This window comes from Psychrobacillus sp., from assembly GCF_032154225.1.
In the GTDB taxonomy this organism is placed as follows: domain Bacteria; phylum Bacillota; class Bacilli; order Bacillales_A; family Planococcaceae; genus Psychrobacillus.
The window spans coordinates 72,673-97,729 of record NZ_JALDYF010000014.1 but is presented as its reverse complement, the minus strand read 5'-3'; the positions used below and the strand labels follow the sequence as shown (position 1 = coordinate 97,729).

The 25,057-nt window shown below is 35.0% G+C and carries 31 protein-coding genes; 24 read left to right on the top strand and 7 right to left on the bottom strand.

Annotated elements, in window-relative coordinates; genetic code table 11:
* Window positions 1-185: 185 nt before the first annotated feature.
* The 4 genes from RUH95_RS16165 to RUH95_RS16150 all read left to right on the top strand — a co-directional run bounded on the left by RUH95_RS16165 (window position 186) and on the right by RUH95_RS16150 (window position 2,971).
* Window positions 186-995 (top strand): MerR family transcriptional regulator, encoded by an 810-nt coding sequence (locus RUH95_RS16165; RefSeq protein ID WP_313893925.1) that lies wholly within the window; start codon window positions 186-188, stop codon window positions 993-995.
* Window positions 996-1,106: 111 nt separating this feature from the next.
* Window positions 1,107-1,289, top strand: coding sequence for a hypothetical protein (locus RUH95_RS16160; protein ID WP_313893924.1), 183 nt, complete (start codon window positions 1,107-1,109; stop codon window positions 1,287-1,289).
* 48 nt (window positions 1,290-1,337) lie between these two features.
* Window positions 1,338-1,883, top strand: coding sequence for a CPBP family intramembrane glutamic endopeptidase (locus RUH95_RS16155; RefSeq protein ID WP_313893923.1), 546 nt, complete (start codon window positions 1,338-1,340; stop codon window positions 1,881-1,883).
* A gap of 371 nt (window positions 1,884-2,254) precedes the next feature.
* Complete coding sequence (locus RUH95_RS16150) at window positions 2,255-2,971, top strand: dihydropteridine reductase (RefSeq protein ID WP_313893922.1); 717 nt, start codon at window positions 2,255-2,257, stop codon at window positions 2,969-2,971.
* Between the two features lie 51 nt (window positions 2,972-3,022).
* On the opposite strand, the gene RUH95_RS16145 is transcribed toward RUH95_RS16150, so the two are convergent.
* Together RUH95_RS16145 and RUH95_RS16140 are read right to left on the bottom strand one after the other, a co-directional pair.
* On the bottom strand, window positions 3,023-3,340 hold the full coding sequence (locus RUH95_RS16145; protein WP_313893921.1) for a hypothetical protein: 318 nt from the start codon (window positions 3,338-3,340) through the stop codon (window positions 3,023-3,025).
* A gap of 52 nt (window positions 3,341-3,392) precedes the next feature.
* Entirely contained in the window at window positions 3,393-3,893 is a 501-nt protein-coding gene (locus RUH95_RS16140) for a DUF1189 family protein (RefSeq protein ID WP_313893920.1), read from the bottom strand.
* A 174-nt stretch (window positions 3,894-4,067) separates the two neighbouring features.
* On the opposite strand from RUH95_RS16140, the gene RUH95_RS16135 reads away from it, so the two are divergent.
* The 11 genes from RUH95_RS16135 (at window position 4,068) to RUH95_RS16085 (ending at window position 15,140) form a co-directional block, all read left to right on the top strand.
* Window positions 4,068-5,699: a Na/Pi cotransporter family protein gene (locus RUH95_RS16135; RefSeq protein WP_313893919.1), complete on the top strand. Its 1,632-nt coding sequence runs from the start codon at window positions 4,068-4,070 to the stop codon at window positions 5,697-5,699.
* Window positions 5,699-6,178, top strand: a complete 480-nt coding sequence (locus RUH95_RS16130) for a DUF456 domain-containing protein (protein ID WP_313893932.1) — start codon at window positions 5,699-5,701, stop codon at window positions 6,176-6,178. Before RUH95_RS16135 ends, RUH95_RS16130 begins: the two co-directional genes overlap by 1 nt.
* A gap of 119 nt (window positions 6,179-6,297) precedes the next feature.
* Entirely contained in the window at window positions 6,298-6,906 is a 609-nt protein-coding gene (locus tag RUH95_RS16125; RefSeq protein ID WP_313893918.1) for a superoxide dismutase, read from the top strand.
* A 105-nt stretch (window positions 6,907-7,011) separates the two neighbouring features.
* On the top strand, window positions 7,012-9,246 hold the full coding sequence (locus tag RUH95_RS16120) for a peptidoglycan D,D-transpeptidase FtsI family protein (RefSeq protein WP_313893917.1): 2,235 nt from the start codon (window positions 7,012-7,014) through the stop codon (window positions 9,244-9,246).
* Between the two features lie 146 nt (window positions 9,247-9,392).
* Window positions 9,393-10,376: a PstS family phosphate ABC transporter substrate-binding protein gene (locus RUH95_RS16115; RefSeq protein ID WP_313893916.1), complete on the top strand. Its 984-nt coding sequence runs from the start codon at window positions 9,393-9,395 to the stop codon at window positions 10,374-10,376.
* Between the two features lie 78 nt (window positions 10,377-10,454).
* Window positions 10,455-11,402: a phosphate ABC transporter permease subunit PstC gene (gene pstC / locus RUH95_RS16110; protein ID WP_313893915.1), complete on the top strand. Its 948-nt coding sequence runs from the start codon at window positions 10,455-10,457 to the stop codon at window positions 11,400-11,402.
* Between the two features lies 1 nt (window position 11,403).
* Window positions 11,404-12,282 (top strand): phosphate ABC transporter permease PstA, encoded by an 879-nt coding sequence (gene pstA, locus RUH95_RS16105; protein WP_313893914.1) that lies wholly within the window; start codon window positions 11,404-11,406, stop codon window positions 12,280-12,282.
* A 15-nt stretch (window positions 12,283-12,297) separates the two neighbouring features.
* A complete protein-coding gene (pstB, locus tag RUH95_RS16100; protein ID WP_313893913.1) occupies window positions 12,298-13,098 on the top strand; it encodes a phosphate ABC transporter ATP-binding protein PstB in 801 nt (266 codons plus the stop codon).
* A 19-nt stretch (window positions 13,099-13,117) separates the two neighbouring features.
* A complete protein-coding gene (phoU, locus tag RUH95_RS16095) occupies window positions 13,118-13,777 on the top strand; it encodes a phosphate signaling complex protein PhoU (protein WP_313893912.1) in 660 nt (219 codons plus the stop codon).
* A 102-nt stretch (window positions 13,778-13,879) separates the two neighbouring features.
* Window positions 13,880-14,335: an HIT family protein gene (locus RUH95_RS16090; protein ID WP_313893911.1), complete on the top strand. Its 456-nt coding sequence runs from the start codon at window positions 13,880-13,882 to the stop codon at window positions 14,333-14,335.
* Window positions 14,328-15,140 (top strand): protein phosphatase 2C domain-containing protein, encoded by an 813-nt coding sequence (locus RUH95_RS16085; protein ID WP_313893910.1) that lies wholly within the window; start codon window positions 14,328-14,330, stop codon window positions 15,138-15,140. The genes RUH95_RS16090 and RUH95_RS16085 overlap by 8 nt, the downstream gene beginning before the upstream one ends.
* Before the next feature lie 47 nt (window positions 15,141-15,187).
* Here RUH95_RS16085 and RUH95_RS16080 read toward each other — a convergent pair whose 3' ends face one another.
* Window positions 15,188-15,658, bottom strand: a complete 471-nt coding sequence (locus RUH95_RS16080; protein WP_313893909.1) for a hypothetical protein — start codon at window positions 15,656-15,658, stop codon at window positions 15,188-15,190.
* Window positions 15,658-16,008, bottom strand: coding sequence for a hypothetical protein (locus tag RUH95_RS16075; RefSeq protein ID WP_313893908.1), 351 nt, complete (start codon window positions 16,006-16,008; stop codon window positions 15,658-15,660). The genes RUH95_RS16080 and RUH95_RS16075 overlap by 1 nt, the downstream gene beginning before the upstream one ends.
* Window positions 16,009-16,184: 176 nt before the next feature.
* Between RUH95_RS16075 and rpmG the strand changes: the two genes are divergently transcribed.
* The 5 genes from rpmG to RUH95_RS16050 all read left to right on the top strand — a co-directional run bounded on the left by rpmG (window position 16,185) and on the right by RUH95_RS16050 (window position 20,536).
* Window positions 16,185-16,334, top strand: a complete 150-nt coding sequence (gene rpmG / locus RUH95_RS16070; protein WP_053588882.1) for a 50S ribosomal protein L33 — start codon at window positions 16,185-16,187, stop codon at window positions 16,332-16,334.
* Window positions 16,335-16,401: 67 nt separating this feature from the next.
* A complete protein-coding gene (locus RUH95_RS16065; protein WP_313893907.1) occupies window positions 16,402-16,989 on the top strand; it encodes a 5-formyltetrahydrofolate cyclo-ligase in 588 nt (195 codons plus the stop codon).
* Entirely contained in the window at window positions 16,989-17,183 is a 195-nt protein-coding gene (locus RUH95_RS16060) for a YqgQ family protein (protein WP_313893931.1), read from the top strand. The genes RUH95_RS16065 and RUH95_RS16060 overlap by 1 nt, the downstream gene beginning before the upstream one ends.
* Window positions 17,184-17,405: 222 nt before the next feature.
* Window positions 17,406-19,322, top strand: coding sequence for an LTA synthase family protein (locus RUH95_RS16055; RefSeq protein WP_313893906.1), 1,917 nt, complete (start codon window positions 17,406-17,408; stop codon window positions 19,320-19,322).
* A 104-nt stretch (window positions 19,323-19,426) separates the two neighbouring features.
* Window positions 19,427-20,536 carry a YqgU-like beta propeller domain-containing protein gene (locus tag RUH95_RS16050; RefSeq protein ID WP_313893905.1) on the top strand — a complete coding sequence of 370 codons (1,110 nt, stop codon included), beginning with the start codon at window positions 19,427-19,429 and terminating at the stop codon, window positions 20,534-20,536.
* A 43-nt stretch (window positions 20,537-20,579) separates the two neighbouring features.
* On the opposite strand, the gene RUH95_RS16045 is transcribed toward RUH95_RS16050, so the two are convergent.
* Complete coding sequence (locus RUH95_RS16045; protein ID WP_313893904.1) at window positions 20,580-20,759, bottom strand: DUF2759 domain-containing protein; 180 nt, start codon at window positions 20,757-20,759, stop codon at window positions 20,580-20,582.
* Between the two features lie 154 nt (window positions 20,760-20,913).
* Between RUH95_RS16045 and RUH95_RS16040 the strand changes: the two genes are divergently transcribed.
* Entirely contained in the window at window positions 20,914-21,552 is a 639-nt protein-coding gene (locus RUH95_RS16040; protein WP_313893930.1) for an MBL fold metallo-hydrolase, read from the top strand.
* 59 nt (window positions 21,553-21,611) lie between these two features.
* Here RUH95_RS16040 and RUH95_RS16035 read toward each other — a convergent pair whose 3' ends face one another.
* Window positions 21,612-21,848, bottom strand: coding sequence for a DUF2626 family protein (locus RUH95_RS16035; RefSeq protein WP_313893903.1), 237 nt, complete (start codon window positions 21,846-21,848; stop codon window positions 21,612-21,614).
* Between the two features lie 139 nt (window positions 21,849-21,987).
* Window positions 21,988-22,668 carry a helix-turn-helix transcriptional regulator gene (locus RUH95_RS16030; RefSeq protein ID WP_313893902.1) on the bottom strand — a complete coding sequence of 227 codons (681 nt, stop codon included), beginning with the start codon at window positions 22,666-22,668 and terminating at the stop codon, window positions 21,988-21,990.
* A 175-nt stretch (window positions 22,669-22,843) separates the two neighbouring features.
* Here RUH95_RS16030 and comGA point away from each other — a divergent pair, with 175 nt between their 5' ends.
* Genes comGA through RUH95_RS21540 form a run of 3 tightly spaced genes read left to right on the top strand, consistent with a single transcriptional unit; the run spans window position 22,844 to window position 25,017 of the window.
* On the top strand, window positions 22,844-23,860 hold the full coding sequence (comGA, locus tag RUH95_RS16025; protein ID WP_313893901.1) for a competence type IV pilus ATPase ComGA: 1,017 nt from the start codon (window positions 22,844-22,846) through the stop codon (window positions 23,858-23,860).
* On the top strand, window positions 23,841-24,905 hold the full coding sequence (comGB, locus tag RUH95_RS16020; protein ID WP_313893900.1) for a competence type IV pilus assembly protein ComGB: 1,065 nt from the start codon (window positions 23,841-23,843) through the stop codon (window positions 24,903-24,905). Before comGA ends, comGB begins: the two co-directional genes overlap by 20 nt.
* Before the next feature lie 13 nt (window positions 24,906-24,918).
* A complete protein-coding gene (locus RUH95_RS21540; RefSeq protein WP_397469517.1) occupies window positions 24,919-25,017 on the top strand; it encodes a prepilin-type N-terminal cleavage/methylation domain-containing protein in 99 nt (32 codons plus the stop codon).
* The last annotated feature ends 40 nt before the right edge of the window (window positions 25,018-25,057 follow it).

Below are 25,057 nucleotides of genomic sequence, written 5' to 3'. Positions count from 1 at the left end.
GCCTCTGTAGCGTAAATCTTTGCTGAAACTCACTAAGACGCATTTTATGTAGAAAGCGAACGGAAATACAAAATTGAATAAAATGGTTAATCAACAGGCGTGGTATCATAATAAAGATTGTGAAGAAGTATTTGATCAAATTTTGAAAAACTATGATTAGTATATCTTTAGGGGGTTCATATAAAATGGAAAGGGTTACTTATAAAACAAGTCAAATATTAGAAATTTTGGGTGTATCAAGAGATGCACTGAGATATTACGAGGAACAAGGAATTGTAAAACCAAACCAAGATGTAACAAACAATTATCGTAAATATAATAATTATGATATTTATACATTATTGGTCGCAGATTTTTATAAAAAGAGAAACCTATCAATGAAAGAAGTGAAAAAACTACAAGAAGGAAGAGCAATAGAAGAACTGGAAACTTTATTAGAAATAAAAGCCGAGCAATTAGAAGAAACCATACAAAATAAGAAACATATGCTTAAAAAAATAAAAGAAACAAAAGCATTCTGTGAGGAATTAAAAGAACACTTAAACCAGTACTCCATAAGGGAATTTCCGACCTATGAAGTAGTTGATGAATTTTCCGACTTTTATTCCTTTATGGAGTATCCTTCCATATTGGGAAATGTGGATGTGATAAAGGATGATATTCTTAGCAAAATCATGAGAGAATTTACTTTTGATGATAACGGGTTACTTGATACCAAGATGTATATTGTAGAAAAGCATGAAACGATCCATAAGGAAAAAGTCGGATGTTACTTACAATATGCAAAGTGTATTTATACAATTGTTGAGGATGGTAGATACCGAAATGGAAATAATGATATTAAAAATAAAATATTTGAATCTACTTTAGAATGGGGAAATAAACAAGGACTTAAACCAAAAGGGGTTGCTTTTGTTAACACTCGTCTTATTACATATCTTGATAACAAAGAACGAGCCTTCTTAGAAATATATATTCCAGTTGAAGAAGAGTGAAATTTTTTAATTGATATTGACCTAGGGGTAACACCATAGTTTATTTTTTAAACCAATGGAACAAGTGAAAACTGTTCTATTGGTTTTTTTATAAATAGGAGGGTGTTTGGTTTGAGTGGAATGGTAAAAAAGTATATTTTATGGACCTATGTAATGTTCTTTGTTTTTCTTCTTGTCATAGGGCTGACGATGTTTCTATTAAAGTCTCAGCCTGTAGTAGACATTTTAATCGTGCTATCATCATGGACGGCTACATTTGTCTTCGTAACAATGTTCCGTAACATCTACCCCTAAGGGGATTTATGGAACTTTATAAAAAAACAATTTATAGGGAAAGTTAGAATGTCAATGGTATTGTGTGTCGTTCTAATTCAATTTTTAGTTTTGATTAGCAGTCTTATAATTACTAACAAAGTTTGGAATGTACCTATTTACGAACAATTACCTGCTTCGTGGACTTCACTTCTTATCTTATTTGGTTACAATTTAATCCTTGGACCACTAGGGGAAGAATTAGGGTGGAGGGGATTTGTATTAAATGAATTGCAAAAAAGATTCAGTCCATTAAAATCAGCTATTTTCGTTGGATTGGCTTGGGGTTTCTGGCATACACCATTATGGCTTATGTCAGGATACGCTGGGCTTCAATTGGTACAATACATCATTTGCTTCTTGGCAGGAATTGTTGCAGTATCAATCATCATAACCGCATTTTATAACTTGAATCATAATCTTATTATTCCAATCATTATCCACCAACTTTTCAATTATTTTATGGCTATTCAAGCTGGAAACGTACTTAATACTCTTACAGTTACCTCTGTTTTATATTTAATAGTGGCTGTAATTTTAATAGTAGTTAATTATAAAAAGTGTTTATACAGATAATTGTGTATCATCAAATTCTTATGTTTTTTGACACGAATGTTGATTAACCATTTTATTCAATTTAATAGTTTCGGCAGCGATTTGCGCTACAGAGTCGGACGTTTACCGAGGGCACGCTTGATTTAATTCAATCGTATCCTATGAAAGTGTTTAGGGGGAAGAGATTAAGGAAATTGATTTTGAAAGAGAAATAGATTTAGCGCCATCAGCATTATTTGAAAGTCCTTGAGCCACAAGGGATTAAAATTATGAAATTAACTCAAGTAAGGACGAATAGTAAAAGATGAAGGATTATTTAATTGAGAATTGTTATCACTAATTGTATACTTAATTAGTAACAGATAAATATAATGGAGTGAGGGGAATATATAATGCAAATATACTGGACTAAAATAAATCAGATTATTGAAGAAACACCTGAGGTTAAAACGTACCTGCTCGACCGTCCGAAAGACTTTACATGGGAAGAAGGTTCCCACACTCACTTCGCACTGGAAGGTTTTAATGCTGGAGATAAGCCAAACCGCGGTTTGATTCGTCACATGTCCATCTCCACTTTACCGCACGAAAATTTAATTGGTATTACAACACGCATTAGAGAGCAGGCTTCTGAATTTAAAACGGTTTTAAGAAATCTTGAGGTCGGCAATGAAGTGGCAATATTTAAAACTCATTCGAATGTACCGCTTAAAAGAGAAGACAAAAATGTTTACCTGCTGTCATCTGGTGTCGGCCTGGCAACTTTCAGACCGCTTGTACTTGATTATTTCGAACGTCCTGACAACGTCAATCAAATTCATTCCTTGAACATCGACTCATCAAAAGATTTCTTATTCACTAACATTTTTGAATCCGCACCTGACAAGAAGTTTACATCACAGTTCGTAGATACACGTGATGACTACTATGAAGAAGTGAAGAATCTTGCATCAGACGAGAATGGACTTTACTATGTTGTCGGCAGCGATGAGTTTCTCGTGCAGAACATTAAAGTACTGCGTGAGCAGGGCATTAAGCCGGAACAAATTATGCTCGACAAGCGTGAACAGTCACTGCGTGAGTTTTTATCACTTGATTTGCCAGTTTAAAACGAAAGAATCCATTTTGATTAATCTTTACTCAAAATGGATTCTTTTCTTTTATTTACACGCTTCCGTCGTAGCGTAAATCGGTAAAAAAACTTGTTCGCCTTCTTTTATTTTTTGTTTGATGAGGTGAGGGTTTATTTTATAAAAATCTGCTAGTCTTTCTTGAAAGGACACAGGTTTGTTGGCTGGATACATAGCGAAGACAGATTGGATCGTATCACCAGGGATTGGTTTAATCGCGATAAATTCCATAGATTCACCACATTTTTCTCCAGAAGAAAAAGCAAGAGGGATTGTGCCTTCGACCATATCTACTTTAATAACATAAAATGTGCATAAGAGTAAAAGCGTTGCTACGAGTATTTTCATTGAAAAAAACCTCCTTTTCTCAATAATATGCAAGAAAAGGAGATTATATGATTCATCGTTTAATAGGATAGTATTTACACGCAAAAAATAGATAGACTAGCGTGCTAGCGTAGATGACGAACTGTAAATATCCACTCTCCCATTGAAAAAGAGAGATTATAAGAGAGATTAGCATAGGTACAGTGCTAGAAAAAAGAGTGCTTCTCCATAAATGGCGGTATTCTCCTTTTCTTTTCAGTACATAAATAATAAATGTACCGATGTAAGCCAAAATACTAATTCGAACGAATACAATGAATGTATTTAAGCAAAATAAAAAGAAAAAAGCAAAAGGATAAAGAAGCCACTTTATATCATCAAAATAGTCAACAAATCCTTCCATGCTAGTTTGTTGTCCAGCAAGACCTTTTACAAAAAACACAAAAGATATAATCGTCATTATAAAAATAAAGCTAAATATGTATTGCATTACTTTTCCTATAGGAATGAGTCGAAATGCAGCTATTTTTTTCGGGCTATGTAAACTTGCTTTAAAAATTTGATATAAACTCATAAAAAGACATCCTTTCTAATCTATTTTATCACCAATTATAGGAAAGCTACAAAGTAAATACGTCCATTTGTTAAGATATTGTAAAGTTTAAGTGAATTCGCTTTACAATTGATTTATTTTTTTAAGATAATAGATTACGTACGAAAAATGTCGAAACGGGAGTTGACTAATAAATTGGAACTCAATTGGCAGGAAATGCTGTTTGAATTTTTTGGCGGACTTGGTATCTTTTTATTCGCTATTAAATTTATGGGGGATGGACTACAAAAAGCAGCTGGAGATAAATTAAGGGGTATTATAGATCGGTATACAACAAACCCATTCATGGGTGTATTAGTTGGTATTATTGTTACTGTACTCATCCAATCAAGTTCGGGGACTACCGTTATTACTGTTGGTCTAGTAAGTGCCGGTTTCATGACACTGCGTCAAGCAATTGGGGTAATTATGGGGGCAAATATTGGAACTACCGTTACAGCTTTTATCATCGGTTTTGATGTAGGTGGCTATGCATTACCAATAATGGCTGTAGGTGCTTTTCTTCTTTTCTTCATAAAAAAGAAAGCCGTTCAAAATATCGGAGAAGTGATCTTCGGATTTGGAGGACTCTTTTTAGGTCTAGAATTAATGAGCGGAGGAATGGAGCCATTACGAGAGCTGAAGTCATTTACTGACTTTACGCTAAGTATGAGTGATCATTCTATTTTAGGAGTTTTAGCAGGTACAGTTTTAACTTTAATCGTGCAAAGCTCAAGTGCAACAGTCGCTATTTTACAAAGTTTATATGCAGAAAATTTAATAACATTATCAGGAGCTTTACCTGTATTATTTGGGGATAATATTGGTACAACTATTACGGCAATACTTGCTTCACTAGGTGCTTCAGTTGCGGCGAAACGTGCAGCAGCGACACATGTGCTATTTAATGTTGTTGGAACGATTATATTCGTTATTCTTTTAGCACCATTTACGATGTATATTGAGTGGATTTCAGGGGTGCTTAATTTAGAAAATAAAATGCAAATTGCTTTTGCACATGGATCTTTTAATATTGCAAATACCATTATTCAATTCCCGTTAATTGGAATTTGGGCTTATGTTGTGACAAAACTAATTCCTGGTGAAGATGTTTCGATTGAATATAAGCCGAAGCATTTAGATGTGCACTTTATTGAGCAATCGCCGTCAATTGCGATTGGACAAGCAAAAGAAGAAATCATTCGAATGGGTGGTTTAAGTATCCAAGGATTGGAAACAACTTACTCTTATTTAAAAACAAAAACAAAACGTGAGGCTGAAATAGCCTATCAAATAGAAGATGCTTTAAATAATTTAGATCAGAAAATAACCGATTATTTAGTGAAAATATCATCACAGCCATTGTCTGATCAAGATTCTAGTAGACATAATATGCTGATGGATACAGTAAGAGATATCGAAAGAATAGGCGATCATTTTGAAAATATTTTGGAGCTTATCGAATATCAAGAAGTCAATCGACTTACTCTTACGGATGATGCGATGCAAGATGTTTCAGAAATGTTCGAGCTAACGATCAGTACTGTGAAAAAAGCAATTGAAGCTTTAGATACAAACAGTAATGAATTAGCTAGAGAAGTAGCAGAGCAAGAAAATAATATTGACAGAATGGAACGTCAGTTTAGAAAAAATCATATTATGCGTGTGAATGAAGGTAAGTGTACAGGGCAAGCTGGAATTATGTTTGTCGATATTTTAAGTAACTTAGAACGTATTGGAGATCACTCTGTTAATATTGCGGATGCTGTTTTAGGCAAACGTATATGATAGAAGTTCTTGGTTGGATATTAATCGTCGCTTGTTTTATCATTGCTTTCGTTGGAACGGTATATCCGATTATTCCTTCTGTTGTGTTCATGGTTATCGGGTATGTCGTGTACGGATTGTTTTTCTCCTTTGACGAGCTAACTTTTTGGTTCTGGATTATTCAGTTGCTATTCATCGCGCTTTTATTCGGTGCTGATATGGCTGCAAATGCTTTTGGAGTGAAGAAGTTTGGTGGAACGAAGGCCGGAGTTTGGGGGAGTACGATTGGTTTGCTTTTTGGGCCTTTCGTTATTCCCGTTGCTGGCATTCTAATCGGTCCATTTTTAGGGGCAGTTTTAGCTGAACTAATTGTAACAAGAGAAGGTTTGAAGCAGGCAATTAAATCAGGTGTAGGATCATTAATCGGCTTTCTCACATCTTCCGTTGTGAAAGTTATGGTGTTAACGGTAATGGTTATCATTTTTATACTTTACATTTAATTTCAGTCAAAAGTATGAGAATCAGATTTTTAGTCGATTTTCATTGAACGTTTCCTTTTATTTTGTTACGCTAATACATGGAAAGAATTTTCTAAATTATTCTTTAGGAGGAAACAATAATGGCATACGAATTACCACAATTACCTTACGCGTACGACGCACTTGAACCACATATCGATAAAGAAACGATGAATATTCATCATACTAAGCATCACAATGCTTATATTACTAATGTAAATAACGCACTTGAAGGTCATGCAGATCTACAAGCTAAATCAGTAGAAGAGTTAATCGCTAACTTAGATGCTGTTCCTGAAGCAATTCGCACTGCAGTTCGTAATAATGGTGGAGGACACGCTAACCATTCATTATTCTGGGAAATCCTTTCACCAAACGGTGGCGGAAATCCAACTGGAGAATTAGCAGCAGCAATTGATGCTAAATTCGGTAGCTTTGATGCATTCAAAGAAGAATTTGCAAAAGCTGGAGCAACTCGCTTTGGTTCAGGTTGGGCATGGTTATCAGTTGCTAACGGAGAACTAGAAGTTTCTTCTACAGCAAACCAAGATTCACCAATCATGGAAGGTAACACTCCATTATTAGGATTAGACGTTTGGGAGCATGCTTACTACTTAAACTACCAAAACCGTCGCCCTGACTACATCGGTTCTTTCTGGAACGTAGTAAACTGGGATGAAGTATCAAAACGTTTCGCTGCTGCGAAATAATTTATACTTAAATTGAAACTTAGCACACACTTTTTCGTCTAAAAGTGTGTGCTTTTTATGTTACACTAGTACATAGCAAAAATAATAACTGAAGTTGGTGATCTCATGCGAAAAACTCCTCAAAAACGAGCGCAAAACGTTAAAGCAAAACAAAGAGCAAATATTTCATTTCGCATGAATATACTTTTCTTTACTATCTTTCTTCTATTTACTTTACTCATTTTACGATTAGGCTTTTTGCAAATTGTAAAAGGGGAACAATATTCGTTAGATCTTGAACGTAGAGAAGAAGTACCTGTGAATACAAGCGTACCGAGAGGACGTATTTTTGATAGTGAAGGACGTATTATGGTTGATAATGAACCGCAGCGAGCAATTACATATACGAAAATGCAAACAACAAAATCAAAAGAAATATTTGAGATTGCTCAAAAGCTAAGTGTTCTTATTGAAAAGGATGTAAATAATATTACGAAAAGTGATTTACAAGATTATTGGCTTCGAAAATATGAAGAAGAAGCAGATGAATTACTAACAGAAGAAGAGCGGCAAGAAATAGAAGATGATGAAAGTTTAGAAACGAAGAAAGAAAAAAATGGTGCGATTGATCGTTTAATGCGAAGTAAAATTACAGAGGAACAATTACAGTCATTTACTCAAGAAGAGCTTGAAGTAATTGCTATATACCGAGAGATGGTAACGGGCTATGCATTATCTCCGCAAATTATTAAAGGTGGAGAGTTTTCTAAAAAGGCGCTTAAACCTGGACAAATATCGGAAGAAGTTACTGTCGAAGAATTTGCCCGCGTGTCAGAACGATTAGGTGAATTAAAAGGAGTAAATACAACGACAGATTGGAGAAGGGTAAAAACTTCTTCTCTAGCCATTTTAGGGACTACTACTTTACCGAAGGAAGGTATACCAAAAGATAGCTTAGACTATTTCTTAGCGAGAGATTACACAAGAAATGACCGTGTTGGGAAGAGTTATATTGAACAACAATATGAAGAAGTGCTACAAGGCCAGAAAAGTGTTGTAAAAAATATTACGGATGGCAAAGGCCGAGTATTTGATGTACAAACGGTTTACGAAGGTGAGCCAGGGAAAGATTTAGTATTAACAATGGATAGCGAAGTTCAACTAGCTATGGAAGAAATTGTAGAAAGAAATTTATTGGCTTTTAAAGGGAACCCTGGGTCGAAATATTTAGATCGTGCATTTTTCGTCATGCTAGACCCATATACAGGAGAAGTTCTTTCATTAGTAGGGAAGCAACTTGTAAAAGACCCAGAGACAGGAAAGCAAACAGTACGAGATTATGCATTTGCGACTTTTACAACTGCCTATGAAGTAGGATCTACTATTAAACCAGCTACACTGCTTACAGGATATCGTGAAGGAGCAGCGAAGATCGGTGAAAAGAAAATAGATGAACCAATTGTTATTAAAGGATCTAAACCAAAAAGTTCTGTTTTTAATCGGAATTCTAGAATTTCGATGAATGATTTAGAGGCAATTGAACGTTCCTCTAACGTATACATGTTTAAAATTGCATACGGTTTAGCAAATTCTGTGTATAGACCGAATGCTCCGATTAACTTTGATCCAGATGGTTTTAGAAAAATGAGAAATGGGTATGCGCAATTTGGATTAGGTGTACCTACTGGAATTGATTTACCTGGAGAGGTTTCGGGTGTAATTGGTGGAACGGTGCCTGGTAATTTACTAGATTTAAGTATAGGGCAGTATGATACGTATACTCCCTTACAATTAGCTCAATTTGCAGCTACTCTTGCAAATGGTGGTAATCGAATTCAACCTCGTGTTGTGAAAGAAATTAGAGAACCATCGAGCGATGGCGCTCAACTTGGTAGAGTAGTAAAAGAGTTTGCTCCAAATATACTGAATACGATTGATAATACAGAAGCTGAAATTAATCGTGTCCGAGAAGCTATGCAACGAGTATACTATGGGGACAATGGGTCGGCAAAAAGAGCATTTGGTAACTCACCATTCAATGGAGCAGGTAAAACAGGTACTGCGCAATCGTTTTTCTATGATGCGGAGAAAGGTACTAGTTTTGCGACGGTTAATTTAACGCATGTTGGGTTTGCACCTTTTGATAATCCTGAAATTGCATATGCGGTGTTAATTCCACAGGCTTCACTTGAATCTTCCTATAAAACAAACTTTTCAACTCCATTTGCACGCGAGTTAGTAGATAAGTATTTTGAGATTCAGAAAAAAAATGCGGCATTAAAAGAAAATGATTCTACTTCTATGCCGCAAATTAAACCAGCGTTTACAAATGAAGTGATAGATGAAGAACAAGCTGAATAATTGTAAGAAACTGATTGGACGAATGATGTCCAATCAGTTTTTTTATATTTACATAAGCTTTACATAGGCTTCACACAGACTCAACATCTGTCCAGTAAAGTAGACATTGTAAGAGATAGAAAAACAACTTTAGGGGGATTTACCTGATGAAGAACTGGAAATACTTATTAATGACAACAATGGTAGGATCAGCGTTAACACTAGGAGCTTGTGGAAGTGAATCAAGCACAACACCTGAGAATGAAGAGCCAACAACTTCTGGAGAAACAGCCGGGGAGCAAGCGGGAGAAGAAGTAGCAACAATCGAAGGTAAAGTAGCTGGAGACGGATCAAGTACAGTTGCTCCGATAATGGAAGCAATTGTAGAAGAATACGCTGGAGTTCAAGGTAAAGTTCAAGTAACAGTAGGTGTGTCTGGAACAGGTGGCGGTTTTGAAAAATTCATCGCTGGATCAACTGATTTCGCAAATGCATCTCGCCCTATTAAAGACGAGGAAAAAGAAAAACTTGCAGCGGCAGGTATCGACTATACAGAATTTCAACTTGCTTATGACGGTTTATCATTAGTAGTAAACAAAGATAACACATGGGTAGATTCATTAACAATTGAAGAATTACAAAAGATTTGGATTGAAGACGGTTCAGTGAAAAAATGGTCTGATATTAACCCGGAATGGCCAGCTGAAGAAATCGTATTCTATTCTCCGGGAACAGATTCAGGAACATATGATTATTTCGATGAAGTAGTACTAGATGATGCAGATATGGTGAAGGCTGCAACTCTTTCGGAAGATGATAACGTACTAGTACAAGGTGTACAAGGCGATAAAAATGCAATTGGTTACTTTGGATATGCTTACTACTTAGCGAATAAAGATACGTTGAAAATAGTAAAAGTGGAAGGTGTAGAACCTACAAACGAAACAATAGAATCTGGTGAATACTCACCACTATCTCGTCCACTATTCGTATATGTTAATAATAATGCTGTGAAAGAAAATCCAGCGACTTATGACTTCATCAAGTATTCTCTTGAAAATGCAGGAGATATGGCTGAAGCAGTTGGATATGTAAAACTTCCAGATGCTGAATACGAAAAAGGTTTAGCTACTTTGGAAGGTTTGAAATAATAACTAGATTTGACAAGTTAAGAGTTGAGTAGCAGGTTTGCTACTCTTTTCTTTCGTTTGGTAAAAGGGGGATTCACCATGGCTCAAAAGAATGTAGATGGTACACGGTCAGTACAAGAGCTAATTGCAAAATCAGGTAGTAAGAAACAAAAGAAGATAATAGAAAAATCTATACCAATCGTTCTTTTATTAATCGCATCTATTTCTGTATTAACGACATTTGGAATTGTTTTCACTTTAATAGTTGAAACAGGCATATTCTTCTCGAAAGTTTCCGCTATTGATTTCCTTTTCGGGACGGAATGGTATCCATTTGCAAATACAGAGCAATTGTTTGGAATATTACCTTTAATAGTAGGTACTTTAAAGGTCACTTTCATTGCGATAGTAGTAGCGGTTCCATTTGGTATTGGATCTGCCATATTTTTAAGTGAATATGCATCAGAGAATACGAGAAGAATTATTAAACCTATTTTAGAAGTTTTAGCTGGTATTCCAACAATAGTCTATGGATTCTTTGCTTTAACTTTTGTTACTCCATTATTACAGCAATTCATTCCAGACTTGAAAATATTTAATGCATTAAGTCCGGGAATAGTAGTTGGGATTATGATTTTGCCAATGATTGCATCGCTATCAGAGGACGCAATGTCTTCTGTGCCGAATTCAATTCGTGAAGGTGCACTCGCAATGGGCTCAACCAAATTAGAAGTGGCAATGAAAGTAGTTCTTCCAGCAGCGTTATCAGGAATTACTGCATCCATTGTGCTCGCAATTTCTAGGGCGATAGGAGAAACGATGATTGTTTCTCTAGCTGGTGGATCAACACCTAAATTTGACTTTAATGTAACGGATTCTATTCAAACGATGACTGCCTATATTGTTCAAGTTTCGACAGGAGATGCTGGATATGGGACAACCATCTATTACTCTATCTACTCCGTAGGATTTACGTTGTTCTTGTTTACGTTATTAATGAACTATATTGCTCACGTTATTTCGAAAAAGTATCGGGAGGAATATTAATATGAAATATGTTCATCATGATTCTGTCGTAAAAAGAATGCAAAATAGACTAACTGTAAATCGTATATTTAAAACGATATTTTTCCTAGCAACATTATTTGCTTTATTAACATTAGCTATACTTTTTTATCGTATTATTTCACAAGGTGTTGGTTATTTAACGCTTGATTTCTTTCAAAACTTTGGCTCTCGTTTCCCTGCAAAAGCAGGAATAAAAGCGGCATTAGTTGGTTCGATTTGGTTAATGTGTGTAGTTGCACCTGTTTCCTTATTTTTAGGTGTAGGTACTGCAATTTATCTCGAAGAATACGCAAAGAAAAATAAATTGAATGATTTTATTCGCATGAATATATCTAATCTTTCTGGTGTTCCTTCTGTTGTATTTGGTTTACTTGGTTTAACGATTTTTGTTCGAACATTGTCACTTGGAAATAGTATTTTAGCGGCAGGATTTACAATGAGTTTGCTTATTTTGCCGGTGATTATCGTAGCTGCTCAAGAAGCAATTCGCGCAGTACCAAAAGATATTCGTGAAGCGTCTTATGGGATGGGTGCAACGAAATGGCAAACAATTGTAAACGTTGTGCTTCCGTCTGCAATTCCAGGTATTTTAACAGGTGGGATTTTAGCTCTTTCCCGTGCAGTTGGAGAAACGGCTCCATTAATTGTCATTGGTGTTCCTGTAATTATTCAATTTTTACCGGAAAATTTACTAAGCCAATTTACAGCACTTCCAATGCAAATTTACGATTGGGCAAAACGACCACAATTAGAATTCCAAAGTGTCGCAGCTGCAGGAATACTTGTTTTAATGATGTTTTTATTAATCATGAATTCAATCGCAGTGTTTATCCGAAACAAATTTCAAAAAAGGTACTAAGAGGGGGAAGTAAAGATGGAACAGATTTTAGAAAAAGAATCAAAAATCATCCTACCAACGAAAGATATTGTATATGACACACAACAATTAAATTTATGGTATGGCAATCACCATGCGCTAAAAAATATAGATCTTCCAATTAGAGAAAATGAAGTTACTGCAATTATTGGACCATCAGGTTGTGGTAAATCGACATATATTAAAACGCTCAACCGTATGGTAGAACTAGTGCCAACCGTAAAAACGACTGGGAAAATATTATATCGTGAACGAAATATTTTTGACGCGGATTATGGGGTAGAGGAATTGCGTACGAAAGTAGGAATGGTTTTCCAAAAACCTAATCCGTTCCCGAAGTCTATTTACGATAATATTGCTTATGGTCCGAGAATTCATGGTATTAAAAACAAGAAAATATTAGATGAAATCGTTGAGAAAAGTTTGCGCGGAGCAGCTATTTGGGATGAAGTGAAGGACCGCTTAACGACGAATGCTTATAGTCTTTCAGGTGGACAGCAGCAACGTATTTGTATCGCTCGTTGTTTAGCAATTGAACCAGATGTTATTTTAATGGATGAGCCTACTTCTGCACTTGACCCAATTTCGACATTGAAAGTAGAAGAACTTATTCAACAATTGAAAGAGGATTATTCTATCATTATCGTGACGCATAATATGCAACAAGCAGCACGTATTTCCGATAAAACGGCATTCTTTTTGAATGGAGAAGTCGTGGAATATGATGATACAGACATAATATTTTCAACGCCATCGGATAATCGTACAGAAGATTATATTTCGGGTCGTTTTGGATGAGGAAAGGGGTTAAGTGAGAATGGTAGGAAGAGAAAAGTTCGATGCAGATTTAAAATATGTGCAAGATTTGCTATTGGAGTTAAGCAATACTGCAATTGATACATTAAATAATGCAATCGATCATTTACTAGATCATAATATTGAAGGTGCGCTCACGGTTATTAATAATGATATTCATATTAATCGTTTAGATGAGGAAATAAATGATCGTGTCATTTTACTTATTGCGAAACAGCAGCCCGTTGCAACTGATTTGAGAAGGTTGATGGTATTGGTGAAAACTGCTGGTGATATGGAGCGTATCGGGGATTATGCGGTAAATATCGCAAAAGAAACGATTCGTATTGGTAAAGACGAACATATTCCATCTATTCATTTGTTAGATGAGATGCGCGTAAAAACGATTCATATGCTGAAGCAAATTTTAGATGCATTTGTGAATGAAGATATGGAAGAGGCTAAGTTAATAGCGAAGCTTGATGATGATGTTGATGAAATGTATGGGAAAACGATTAAAGTATTCCTATCAACAGGCATTGAGAACCCAGAGCAAATGGGGCAAATTACGCAGCTTTCATTTGTTTGCAGGTATTTAGAAAGGTCTGCGGATCACGCGACGAATATTGCGGAGCAGTTATTGTTCTTGTTAAAAGGAAAGCATTACGAATTGAATAATTAAAGGGAAGCCAGCTTAAGGGATACTTTAAGCTGGTTTTTCTTATAGAAGTAAGGAATATCAATGTGTTACAATATTTAGAAACATTTTAAAGGGGGAGAAATTATGGGGGAAGATTGTTTCATTTGCAATAAGCATAAGGGCAGTATTCAAACAGCGGGGATAACAATTTACGAAGATGAGTACGTGTATGTCGGTCATATTGATAAGAATGGACAACCAAATTATTTAGGGCATATTATGATTGATTTAAAAAGGCATGTACCAACACTTGGGGATATGACAATGGACGAGGCGAAAGTCTTTGGGATGACGATGACTAAAGTGAGTAAAGCGCTTTTAGAAAGTGAAAAAGCGGAACATGTATATTCGCTTGTTTCAGGTAATTCTGTACCACATTTACATATGCATCTAATAGCTCGCTATCCAGGTACTCCGGAGCAATATTGGGGACCGATGGAGGTATATGATTGGGAAGATGCTCCTATAGGCGATAACGACAAGGTTGTAAAACTTTGTAATCGACTAAAAGCTTATTTGGGAGAGAATAGTTATGAATAACGGTATAAATGACTTAAGTTGGGTAGGTAGTGAAAGAAATTTTGTGGATGATCCACTTATTATGCAAATCCAGCATATAGTTGTTGGTCGTTACGGGGGTAACTCAAATGCGGGGCAATATAAAAATGAAGACGGTTGCTTAGTTTGGGCCAATGAAAAAGAGGATTGGGAATTTGTAATTATTTTAGATGCTCATAAAACGGCTAAAAGTGCAGAAGTTGTATTAAAGCAATTTGAAAAGAAAAGAATAGATATAAGAAATCAATTATCACTAGAATTAAGTTATGATACATTCAATCATATGGAAAAGTTCATACTCTCGATTTTTAAAGAAGAAGAATTTTTAGATGCTTGTCGAAAAGTAGAAGGGGAAACTGCGTGTTTAATTGTGGTGAGAAAAGGAAAATATATTTGGTGGTTTTCTATTGGAGATTGTATTTTATACTTATATCATCCAGAGCTTGCTGCACTTGGCCAATTTCAATTAAACCAAAGGCAATTTTATGAATGGGTTGGTCAGGTTAACACGTTTGATCAAAATGTACCTTGCTATAGTACTGGTACAAGAGAGTTACGGAAAGGTATCAATCAGCTGCTTTTGACTACAGACGGGTTAATCGAATGTCCAAAAGAACCTTTTGCGAAGCCTAAAGATATATTCAATGTATTTACAAATTCTTCAGATGTTGAAAATGTAAAATCGTTGTTGTTAAAAATTCAAGAAAATAATGTGAGAGATAGTACAACTATTGTTTCGTGGAAAGTTTCTGTATCGGCTGATGCAATGATACCAAGTGATCAATAGAAAACAGAGCCATAAACCTATTTAGGTCTATGGCTCTGTTTATCGAGTCATTTTTTGTTTTTCGTAATTTTTTCTGCAATTTCTTTAATCGTCATCGAAGAATCTAATTCGTATTCTCCAATTTGTATTCGAATAGCTAAATCTTGAGCGATTAAATAGTCTTCGAAATCTTGTTTATTTGAAATAACCCCTAAGCTTTCGAGAGTAGAACCTATATCAATGGAATTCATACCTGGTTCGATGATTAATATGGACTTCGTGTCGACATCTGTCGATTCATCTTTCGGTTTTTCTTCCTTGTCTAGAACTGGGACCTTTTTGGCATTTTCTAAATCTAATTGAAGCTGAGCAAGCTGTTGTTTAACATTTGTCAGTTCTTCCTGTGACGTTTTCAATGCTGCTGTATCCGAAGTAGTCGAATTTTTTATTTCTTTATCGAAAAAATTGCTTTGTAATTGGAAAGCTGCACCTGCTATAAATAAACCAATTCCAAAAGAACGAAGAGTCGATTTATTCATTATTTGTCACCACCGATTACATTATTAACTTCCTCTACTGTTAACGAAGATCTTTTACTTATTTCTGGCAATGAATAGCCTTGTTTATGTAGCTCAAGCACTTGGTTTTTAATGATTTCATGGATAACAGGTTGTACTTTTTGTTTTTTAGGAGCTTTCATTGTAGTTCCTTCAATTAAAAGTTCTTCTTCAATTACTTTGAGTCTGCGTTTTATCGTACTTACATCTTGATACAAAGTGAAAGATAAATCTTCCACTTCCGACTCCACTTTTTTTACAGAATCCTTAATGAAAAAAGAAACAAGGATTAATAGTACTCCGATTATCATGATTATTAAAGAATAGTCCATAATTTCACCTCTAAATAGTTAACTTCTTATACTAATACTAACATATACAAAAAAACTTTGAATAATTTCTTTTATTAATAGTAGATTTTTCTCGGATGTATGCTATAATTGGTTAGTCGTATAAATCATGCTCAAGTATTTATATTTAATCCTGGAAAAGAGTGGGAGGGACTACCATGCGCGTTAATATTACATTAGCTTGTACAGATTGCGGAGAGCGCAACTATATTTCTAAGAAAAACAAGCGTAACAATCCAGAACGTCTTGAACTTAAAAAATATTGCTCACGTGAAAAGAAAATGACTCTTCATAGAGAAACTAAATAATAATTTAAACCAAAACCAAATGCGGTTTTGGTTTTTTTCTATTAAAATGTTGGGGGGAACGAACATCATGACAAAAAAAGTGCAAAGAGACGAGAAGAAGCATGCACTAGCTTCTTTGGATAAATCCCTTTACCATTCTTATTCACACCAAATTGCTTCTAACTTTCTAATGGAGGAAGATGTAAAAAGAGCCTCTGTCATCGGTTTAACTATTTCCAGCTTTCCTGAAGTTGACACAGAAGGAATTATAAAAAGCCTATGGGAAATGGGGAAAACAGTTGTTGTGCCGAAATGTTCGCCAAAAGATCGAACAATGACATTTTATAAAATCGAAAGCTTTGATCAGCTAGAAACAGTGTATATGCACTTATTAGAGCCAAATGCTTCTCTAACGAGTGCAGTTCAAATGAGTGACATTGACTTACTTGTTGTACCAGGAATCGTTTACAGCACCACAGGGTACCGAATTGGCTATGGTGGAGGGTATTACGATCGTTTTTTAGCTGATTATGGCGGTCAGACGGTTTCATTAGCATTTGATTTGCAAATAAGTAATGAAGTGCAGCCAGAAAGCTTCGATTTGCCAGTACATAAAATTATTACGAATACGCAAATAATTGATTGCAGTTTAAACCGTAAAGAGGAGAACGAATGATGAAGTCAGTATATGATGTTATGCAATTATTAAAACGATACGGTACATATATTTATACGAAAGATCGACTAGCTGATCTTGAAATGATGGAAGATGAAGTACGAGAGCTGTATAAAATGCAAATGTTAGATGCAAATGACTATAAAATGGCGCTTTTAATCTTAAGGCAAGAACAAAGTAAATACAAAAAATAATCAGCAGCAGATACTTAGATATCTGTTGTTTTTATATTTTTTTAGTAATAAATGAAACTTTTTAAGGTGTACAACCGTCTATAAGTTGTATGAGAATAAAAGAGTGAAATAATTATATCGTATATCTGCATGTTTTTTGTTGATTTATTGTTAAGAAAGGATTAAGATATACTCTGTTACTTTTACTCATACAATTAAGAGTGAAAAGGGGAGGATGTAGGCATGAAGAAGAGAAATTGGCCGACACATTCTATTCTTGTTCTAGCTATTGTGGCTACTTGGATAAAAACATATGTGGTTTACCACACTAGCTTTGATATGAAAATCGAGAATATGATGCAACAATTAATTTTATTTATTAACCCGCTAAGTTTTCTATTATTTATTTACGGACTTTCATTATTTTTCAAAAGTCCAAAAGTAAGAAATAGATATATTGTTATAATGAGCTTTATTTTAGCAGCGATATTGTACGGGAATGCTGTTTTTTATCGTTTTTTCACAGACTTTATTACATTACCGGTATTATTTCAAACGAGTAATTTTGGAGATCTTGGAGCGTCGGCAGTCGAAAGTATTTATCTAACGGATATTTTCTATTTCACAGACGTTATCATTCTAGCAATTGCATTGAAATGGTTAAAAGTCGGGGAAAAAGTTGCGATGATTAAACCAGCTGTAAAAAAAGCATATTTTGTATTAGCAGCGGCAATGTTATTTTTAAATTTAGGTTTAGCAGAAATTGAACGACCACAGCTTTTAACGAGAAGCTTTGACCGAGAAATGCTAGTGAAAAATCTTGGACCTTACAATTATCATTTGTATGACATCTATATTCAATCAAAATCACATGCGCAACGAGCACTAGCGGATGGAAACGAACTAGTAGAAGTAAATAACTATGTTCGATCAAATCAAGCTGAACCGAACGCAGAGATGTTTGGTCTTGCTGATGGACGCAACTTAATCGTTGTATCTATGGAGTCTTTACAAACATTTGTATTGAATAATGATATGAATGGTCATGAAGTTACACCATTTTTAAATTCATTAACAAAAGATAAAGATACGTTCTATTTTCCTAATTTCTATCATCAAACGGGACTTGGGAAAACGTCAGATTCGGAATTTCTTGTAGAAAACTCACTTTATCCATTAGGTGGAGGAGCCGTTTTCTTTACGCACAGTGAAAATAAATTCCATTCGATGTCAGAAAGCTTAAATGAAAAAGGATATTTTACAAACGTAATGCATCCGAATAAGAAAAGTTTCTGGAATCGCGATATGATGTATCAAGCACTTGCTATTCAAAAGTACTATGATGTTAATAGCTATTTGATAAATGATGGAGATGCGGTGAACTGGGGAATGAAGGATATTCCATTCTTCGAGCAATCGGTTGCCCATATGAAAGAAATGCCACAACCGTTTTATTCTCGTTTAATCACGTTAACAAATCATTATCCGTTTGATTTAGATGAGGAAGATCAATTAATTCCACAGTACGATTCTAATTCTCGTACATTAAATAAATACTTCCAAGCTGTACGTTATATGGATGAAGCTTTGAAATTATTTTTTGAAGACTTAAAAGAACAAGGTTTATACGATAATTCGATTATTGTAATGTACGGGGACCATTATGGTATTTCTGAAAACCATAATGCAGCAATGGCTCAATATTTAGGCAAAGAAATTACACCTTATGAATCTGCCAAACTTCAACGTGTTCCTTTCTTTGTTCATATTCCAGAAAGCGGACTTGGAAAAGAAATGCCAGAAGTAGCTGGACAAATTGATATTCGACCGACTATTTTACATTTACTTGGTGTAGAAACAGCGAAAGATATGCAATTAGGGGCAGATGTATTTTCGGAAGATCATGAAGAATTTGTTGTTTTCCGCGATGGTGGATTTGTAACGGATAAATTGGTTTATTCTGGAAATGCTTGTTATGATAATGCAACAGGCACTGCAATCGAAATAGAAAATTGTCAGCCTTATATTGACCGAGCTACACAAGAGCTGGGCTATTCTGATAAAATTATCAATGGAGATCTACTACGTTTTTATGATTTAAAAACAGGAAATCTATTATTGGACGAAGCAGAAAAAGCAAATCCAGAACAAAAAAAGTGATAGCTTTTAAGCAAATGAGCACAGACGAATTTTAGTCTGTGCTTTTTTGTGAAACAAAATGGAAGTTGATACGTCTTATACTGTAACGTGAAGGGGGGAGTCTGTTGAAAAAAATTGTCGTACTAATAATTTGTGTATTATTTCTTCAAGCTTGTAAGGAAAATACCGTCATAGTAGAAGAAATGAACAATGAGCCAGAGGAAGAAGAAGCAGTACTACCAGAAGAATTACCAACTACCCCTACGGCAGAAATACCATCTTTACAATTTCCAATTTCGGAATTTCATAGTGTAATTGGCTGGCTATCGGATGATGAAATACTTTTTACATTGTTAAATGATGGCGAATGGACCGTACAATCCTATTCCATATCAACTAAAAACTGGAGAACTATTTACACGTCTTCGTTTCCTATTATTCAAGGATATGTTCATCCGACGAAAGAAACGATTTTATTACATACTTCCAATAGTTCCTCATCTGCAGAAGTACAAATTATACATAAGAATGGACAGTTAGTACAAAGTCTATCGTTTGAATCGGCTGAGTTATATTTGGATTGGCATCCGACAAATGCTGATTTAATCGCATTTACAGCTTTTTATGAAGATTGGACATATAGTGCATTTGTATATGATGGTTCTACGCAAAACTTAACGGAGATTGAAGTAGAGAATCCGTTTGTTAAATGGTACGATGAAGAACAATTAATGGTATTTAAGTGGTCTGAAAGCAGTTTAGATGGCAGTGAATTAATGTTGTATTCTATAAAAGATAAGACTGTGAAAGAAACGGGTATAACGCATCTTTTGGATGTTTTAGTTTCAGGAGACAGTATTTTATATGTACAAATTAATGAACCCAAAAAGCAGTATGAATATCGCTTATTACAGCAGGATACAGGCAAATCTTTTGAATGGACGTCACCAGCTGTAAGTAATTATTCAGAATGGGTTATGCCGAGTATATCGATGGATTTTGAAGGGGCTTTGATTGCTATAAAATCAATTGAAGCAGGTAACCAGGATGAGTTTAATAGTAAAGGGATTATTTCGAGTATTTCATTGGAAGGCATAAATGATCTAGGGGAAATTAATGCTCAGCCCATCGACTGTGCGCCGAATGGAAAAGTTTGTTTAGGTGGGTATGAAAAAGAGAATTGGATTCAATTAGATCTGCTGAAAGAACAAACTTGGATAACGTTTGAGGAATAAAAAAAGCTGCTGTACAAATGTACAGCAGCTTTTTTGTTACACTTTAGTGTAAGCTCGGTGGAAAACCTTGGTTCACGATAGTCATGACTGTAAAGAAGCCAAAAACTGCAAATGTACCAAAGTTAAATAGAACTCCTAGCATATTCTTTTCTTTGAAAGCTTGAAAAGTGCCAATTACAGCTAAAACTGTAACAAGTCCAAAAATAACCATTAATAAGTTCATGAAAGACACTCCTTTCGACATTTGAAAATGAATGTCGCAATTGCATATTCCTCTTCTATTGTAAATGTAATAGTAACTTTTGTCGAGTGAAAAAAATGGCGAATAATTGAACAAAGAGCTGTTTATCGTATAGAATATACAAGAGGTGATTATTATTTTAAACGTTCGAACATATCCACTAGGTTTTATCGAGACAAATTGTTATGTTGTTTCGAATGCAACAAAGCAATGTTTAATTTTTGATCCAGGCGGAGACGGAGACAAATTAATCAGTGAAATAAAAAAGCTGAACTTACAACCACTTGCTATTCTTCTAACTCACGCGCATTTTGACCATATTGGTGCGGTAGATCAAGTAAGAGAGGCGTTTTCGATTCCGGTACATATTCATACTGCAGAAAAGAAATGGCTGATGGATGCATCTAAAAATGGTTCTGCTAAGTATGCAGAAATTCCATCTATATCTTGTAAAGAAGCAGATGTCATTTTAACGGATGAAACAAAATTAGAAATTGGAGATTTCACATTTCAAATTTTTCATACACCGGGTCATTCTCCAGGGAGCTTAACTTATTATTTCCCAGAAGATGAATTTGCAATCGTTGGGGATACTCTTTTCCAAAATAGTATCGGAAGAACTGACCTGCTTGGTGGGAATAGTGCAGAATTACTTCGCTCCATTCATTCTAAATTATTGTCATTGCCTGGAACAACTGTGCTTTACTCAGGGCATGGTGGTGCAACTACACCAGAAGATGAGATGGGATCAAATCCGTTTTTAAATGGTTTTTAACTTTAATCAAAACAAAAAGCAGCTCAATTTAATGAGCTGCTTTTGTCTTGGACATATTATTAATGTCCAGCGCTGTGCATAAACGTTGTATAGTATGTAAAACCTGCGAAGAAGAACATTAAGTAAGCTCCAAAGATATACATATACATACGTTCAGATAGGTTTAAGAAACCTAGTAGAAGGAATAACCCCGTATTAGCTAAGAATAGTAGAGAAGCTTCTGTCATATCACCTAAATAAAAAAATACTGCGAAAATCCCTGTCCAGAAAGCCATCACTTTATACATATTGCCCATTTGTAGTCCCTCCTTTTGCAACGACACAAATATTCTCATACTCATTATAAATGAAAGTGTTCATACATGTAAACCGAATAATATATTTCTTTATACAAACAACATAACATTGTCACAAATATGTGTAATTCAACTCTAATTATAGAACTTCTATTTGATATAAGCAATTCTTACATTGATTTTGCATACTTTCCTTTTGCTCAAACTCATTATTTGGGAATAATACATCAAATTGTCCTTTTAAATAAGATTCATGTAGTTCGCAAACTAGGTGAGAATGCGAGTTTATACTGTCTTGATACGGACAATTGTATATCGAAAACGTAATGCTTTTTTTATTGCCTTCCTCGTGAACATTCGTAATATAGCCAATGGAAGTAGCGACTTCAGAAATGGCATTTAATTTGTCTTCGAAAGAATGAACAGAATTTGCAAAGCGTTGCATTTGTTTTTCCCCGTATTGATACGTTATTTGTTTCCCTTTTGTAATAGCTTCTTCTCCAAAAGAATCTGCTAGTTCTAATAACCATTGTAGCAAAAAGTGATTTTCTTGTTTTGGGAAACTTAAATAGACAGGATCTTTTGCCAGAGTATACATTCTTGCTGGGCGTCCGCCTTTGCCATTTTTTAAAAGTACAGAGTCGAGTAAATTAGATTCGTTTAACTTTGTTAAGTGGAGTCTAGCTACGTTCGGATGAATTCCAAACTGATCTGCAATTTCTTGAACGGTAACTTCTTTTTTTTCTTTTAGCACATACTGGTAAATAGAATACCTGGTTTCATCTGCTAACGTGTTTGTAAGCTTTAATGTTTTCGGCATCTTGTTCCCTCATTTCTCCTACTACTATTATAATGAAAAATTAGGAAATGGCAAAATGAAATAAAAAATTTAGAAAATTGCATAAAATGTCTTTCTTTCTAATAGATTTCCAAGTATACTGTTTTTGTACAAGTTGTGAGCGGTCGCAATTTGTATCTGGGGAAAGGGACGATGCATGCAACAACCAGAAAATATTGTCGAACAAAAATGTTATCAACTATTAAGAAAAGCACATACATTTGGTGCGTCCGATTTGCACATGATTCCAAACGAAGAGAATTATGATTATTATTTCAAAAAAAATTCTCAAATGTTTGAAGCAGGGAAGCTTCCCCTGAATATGGGCGAACGTATTATTTCATTCTTCAAATTTTTATCCTCTCTTGATATCAGCGAAAAAAGAAAACCACAAAGTGGTTCATTTCAACAAGCTTTTAACTCTCAAAAATTTTCATTTCGAGTATCAACATTACCATCTGTTTTTGGAAAAGAAAGTCTTGTTATCCGATTACAGCAACATGATAACGCAAAAATAATTCATTCCTTATCGTTATTTCAAGATGCTTCCGAAAAAATTGTGGAGCTCGCAAATAATCGACAAGGGCTAATTCTTTTTGTCGGTCCAACCGGCTCTGGTAAGTCGACTACTATGTATTCACTCACAAAATATTGCTCAGAAAACTTAAATAGACATGTTATTTCTTTGGAAGATCCAGTAGAAAATAGTCAATCTCATTTATTGCAAATACAAGTGAATGAACGATCTGGCATTACGTATGCAGCTGGATTGAAAGCTATTCTAAGGCACTCGCCAGATGTCATCATGATTGGAGAAATTAGAGACGAAGACACAGCAAAAGCAGCTATCCAGGCATCTTTGACTGGTCATTTAGTTGTTTCGACAATTCATGCAAAAGATGCGGTAGGATCTTTGTATCGTTTAATCGATCTTGGGGTGGCAATAGAAGAACTAAAGCAAACGATTATTGGCATCGTTGCACAGCGGCTTGTTCCTGTGCAAAATGAAGGAGTACAAGAACTCTCGGCAATTTTCGAAATAATTTCCGGTGAATTTTTATTGGAAGCTTTTGATTCTATTTTGTCTGGGAAAACATATCATATGCCTCATATTTTAACTCTTTCGTATCAACTAGAAAGAGGGGTTAAATCTGGTGTTATTTCAAAAAATTAAGCATTATTTTACACGCAAAGAAGAAACGATTCCTTTAGCAATTCAAGCTTCCTTTTTAAAAAGGCAAAGTGAGCTATTAAAGGAAGGCTATACATTTCATGAATCGGTTGTGATGCTTTTGCCGTTTCATGTAAAAAACCCTGATTTAGTTGCACATAAAGTAATCGAAGTGCATAAAAACGGGCTAAGTGTTACAGAAGTATTTAAAGTGCTAGGGTTTCCGAATCGCATACTACTTCCAATAAGTCTTGCAACAATCCATGGTCAGCTGCAGGAAACGCTCGAAATTCTAAGTGTACAAGTAGGCATTTTTGAACGAGCGCGAAAAAAGTTAAACAATCTACTGATGTATCCATTGTTTTTATTTGTTGTTATCTTTTTGTTGTTTTCAATTTTCCGAATTTATTTTTTGCCGAATATGCAGTCTTTACTTGATACAAGAAGTCAAGCAGAGTCGAGCGCTTCCATTGTATGGACGGGCATATTACTGCAACTGCCGAATTATAGTTTAATAGCGCTTGTTTTGCTCGTATTAGCGATTTTTACGTTGTTATTTTTCGTGCGTAAAAAAAGTGTAGCCGTTCAACTTTCTTTTTATGAAAAACTACCGATTGTTCATGCTTGGTATCGACTGTTTTTAACTAGAACTTTTACACGGGAAATAGGGAGTTTGATAGAAAGTGGCATGTCATTGCAGCAAGCTTTTGATGCGCTAATGAAACAAGAGGAACATAAAATATTGCAATTTATAGCGGGGCAAATGAAAGACAAAATTGTACATGGAGAATCCTTTTCAAGTGCGGTACTTTTACTTCCTTATTTTACAGCCGATTTTCACCACTTTGTCATACACGGAGAAAATAGTGGACATTTAGGGAGAGAGCTTACGCTTTATAGTGAGTTTCTATCAGAAAGGCTTGAAGCAAAAATAACGAGGTATTTAGGTATAATCCAGCCAGTTTTATTTTTAATTTTAGCCGTTTTTATTGTTGGTGCTTATTTAGCGATACTTTTACCAATTTACGAAATGATTAATATAACTTAAAAGGGGGATATACATGTTGAAAAAATTGAAAAATGAGAAGGGCTTCACTCTGGTAGAAATGATGATCATTTCAAACGTTAAAACTCGAAAAGTGCGCAACAACGGTATTTGAAGGCATTTGAAGGCTGTTGCGCAAAACAGAAAACCACAGT

What these genes read in the sequence shown, in the direction of transcription:
- RUH95_RS16165 (WP_313893925.1), top strand. Translation starts at nt 186, where the DNA reads ATGGAAAGGGTTACTTATAAAACAAGTCAAATATTAGAAATTTTGGGT.
- RUH95_RS16155 (WP_313893923.1), top strand. Translation starts at nt 1,338, where the DNA reads ATGTCAATGGTATTGTGTGTCGTTCTAATTCAATTTTTAGTTTTGATT.
- RUH95_RS16150 (WP_313893922.1), top strand. Translation starts at nt 2,255, where the DNA reads ATGCAAATATACTGGACTAAAATAAATCAGATTATTGAAGAAACACCT.
- RUH95_RS16145 (WP_313893921.1), bottom strand. Translation starts at nt 3,340, where the DNA reads ATGAAAATACTCGTAGCAACGCTTTTACTCTTATGCACATTTTATGTT.
- RUH95_RS16140 (WP_313893920.1), bottom strand. Translation starts at nt 3,893, where the DNA reads ATGAGTTTATATCAAATTTTTAAAGCAAGTTTACATAGCCCGAAAAAA.
- RUH95_RS16125 (WP_313893918.1), top strand. Translation starts at nt 6,298, where the DNA reads ATGGCATACGAATTACCACAATTACCTTACGCGTACGACGCACTTGAA.
- RUH95_RS16120 (WP_313893917.1), top strand. Translation starts at nt 7,012, where the DNA reads ATGCGAAAAACTCCTCAAAAACGAGCGCAAAACGTTAAAGCAAAACAA.
- RUH95_RS16115 (WP_313893916.1), top strand. Translation starts at nt 9,393, where the DNA reads ATGAAGAACTGGAAATACTTATTAATGACAACAATGGTAGGATCAGCG.
- pstC (WP_313893915.1), top strand. Translation starts at nt 10,455, where the DNA reads ATGGCTCAAAAGAATGTAGATGGTACACGGTCAGTACAAGAGCTAATT.
- pstA (WP_313893914.1), top strand. Translation starts at nt 11,404, where the DNA reads ATGAAATATGTTCATCATGATTCTGTCGTAAAAAGAATGCAAAATAGA.
- pstB (WP_313893913.1), top strand. Translation starts at nt 12,298, where the DNA reads ATGGAACAGATTTTAGAAAAAGAATCAAAAATCATCCTACCAACGAAA.
- phoU (WP_313893912.1), top strand. Translation starts at nt 13,118, where the DNA reads ATGGTAGGAAGAGAAAAGTTCGATGCAGATTTAAAATATGTGCAAGAT.
- RUH95_RS16090 (WP_313893911.1), top strand. Translation starts at nt 13,880, where the DNA reads ATGGGGGAAGATTGTTTCATTTGCAATAAGCATAAGGGCAGTATTCAA.
- RUH95_RS16085 (WP_313893910.1), top strand. Translation starts at nt 14,328, where the DNA reads ATGAATAACGGTATAAATGACTTAAGTTGGGTAGGTAGTGAAAGAAAT.
- RUH95_RS16080 (WP_313893909.1), bottom strand. Translation starts at nt 15,658, where the DNA reads ATGAATAAATCGACTCTTCGTTCTTTTGGAATTGGTTTATTTATAGCA.
- RUH95_RS16075 (WP_313893908.1), bottom strand. Translation starts at nt 16,008, where the DNA reads ATGGACTATTCTTTAATAATCATGATAATCGGAGTACTATTAATCCTT.
- rpmG (WP_053588882.1), top strand. Translation starts at nt 16,185, where the DNA reads ATGCGCGTTAATATTACATTAGCTTGTACAGATTGCGGAGAGCGCAAC.
- RUH95_RS16065 (WP_313893907.1), top strand. Translation starts at nt 16,402, where the DNA reads ATGACAAAAAAAGTGCAAAGAGACGAGAAGAAGCATGCACTAGCTTCT.
- RUH95_RS16060 (WP_313893931.1), top strand. Translation starts at nt 16,989, where the DNA reads ATGAAGTCAGTATATGATGTTATGCAATTATTAAAACGATACGGTACA.
- RUH95_RS16055 (WP_313893906.1), top strand. Translation starts at nt 17,406, where the DNA reads ATGAAGAAGAGAAATTGGCCGACACATTCTATTCTTGTTCTAGCTATT.
- RUH95_RS16045 (WP_313893904.1), bottom strand. Translation starts at nt 20,759, where the DNA reads ATGAACTTATTAATGGTTATTTTTGGACTTGTTACAGTTTTAGCTGTA.
- RUH95_RS16035 (WP_313893903.1), bottom strand. Translation starts at nt 21,848, where the DNA reads ATGGGCAATATGTATAAAGTGATGGCTTTCTGGACAGGGATTTTCGCA.
- RUH95_RS16030 (WP_313893902.1), bottom strand. Translation starts at nt 22,668, where the DNA reads ATGCCGAAAACATTAAAGCTTACAAACACGTTAGCAGATGAAACCAGG.
- comGA (WP_313893901.1), top strand. Translation starts at nt 22,844, where the DNA reads ATGCAACAACCAGAAAATATTGTCGAACAAAAATGTTATCAACTATTA.
- RUH95_RS21540 (WP_397469517.1), top strand. Translation starts at nt 24,919, where the DNA reads ATGTTGAAAAAATTGAAAAATGAGAAGGGCTTCACTCTGGTAGAAATG.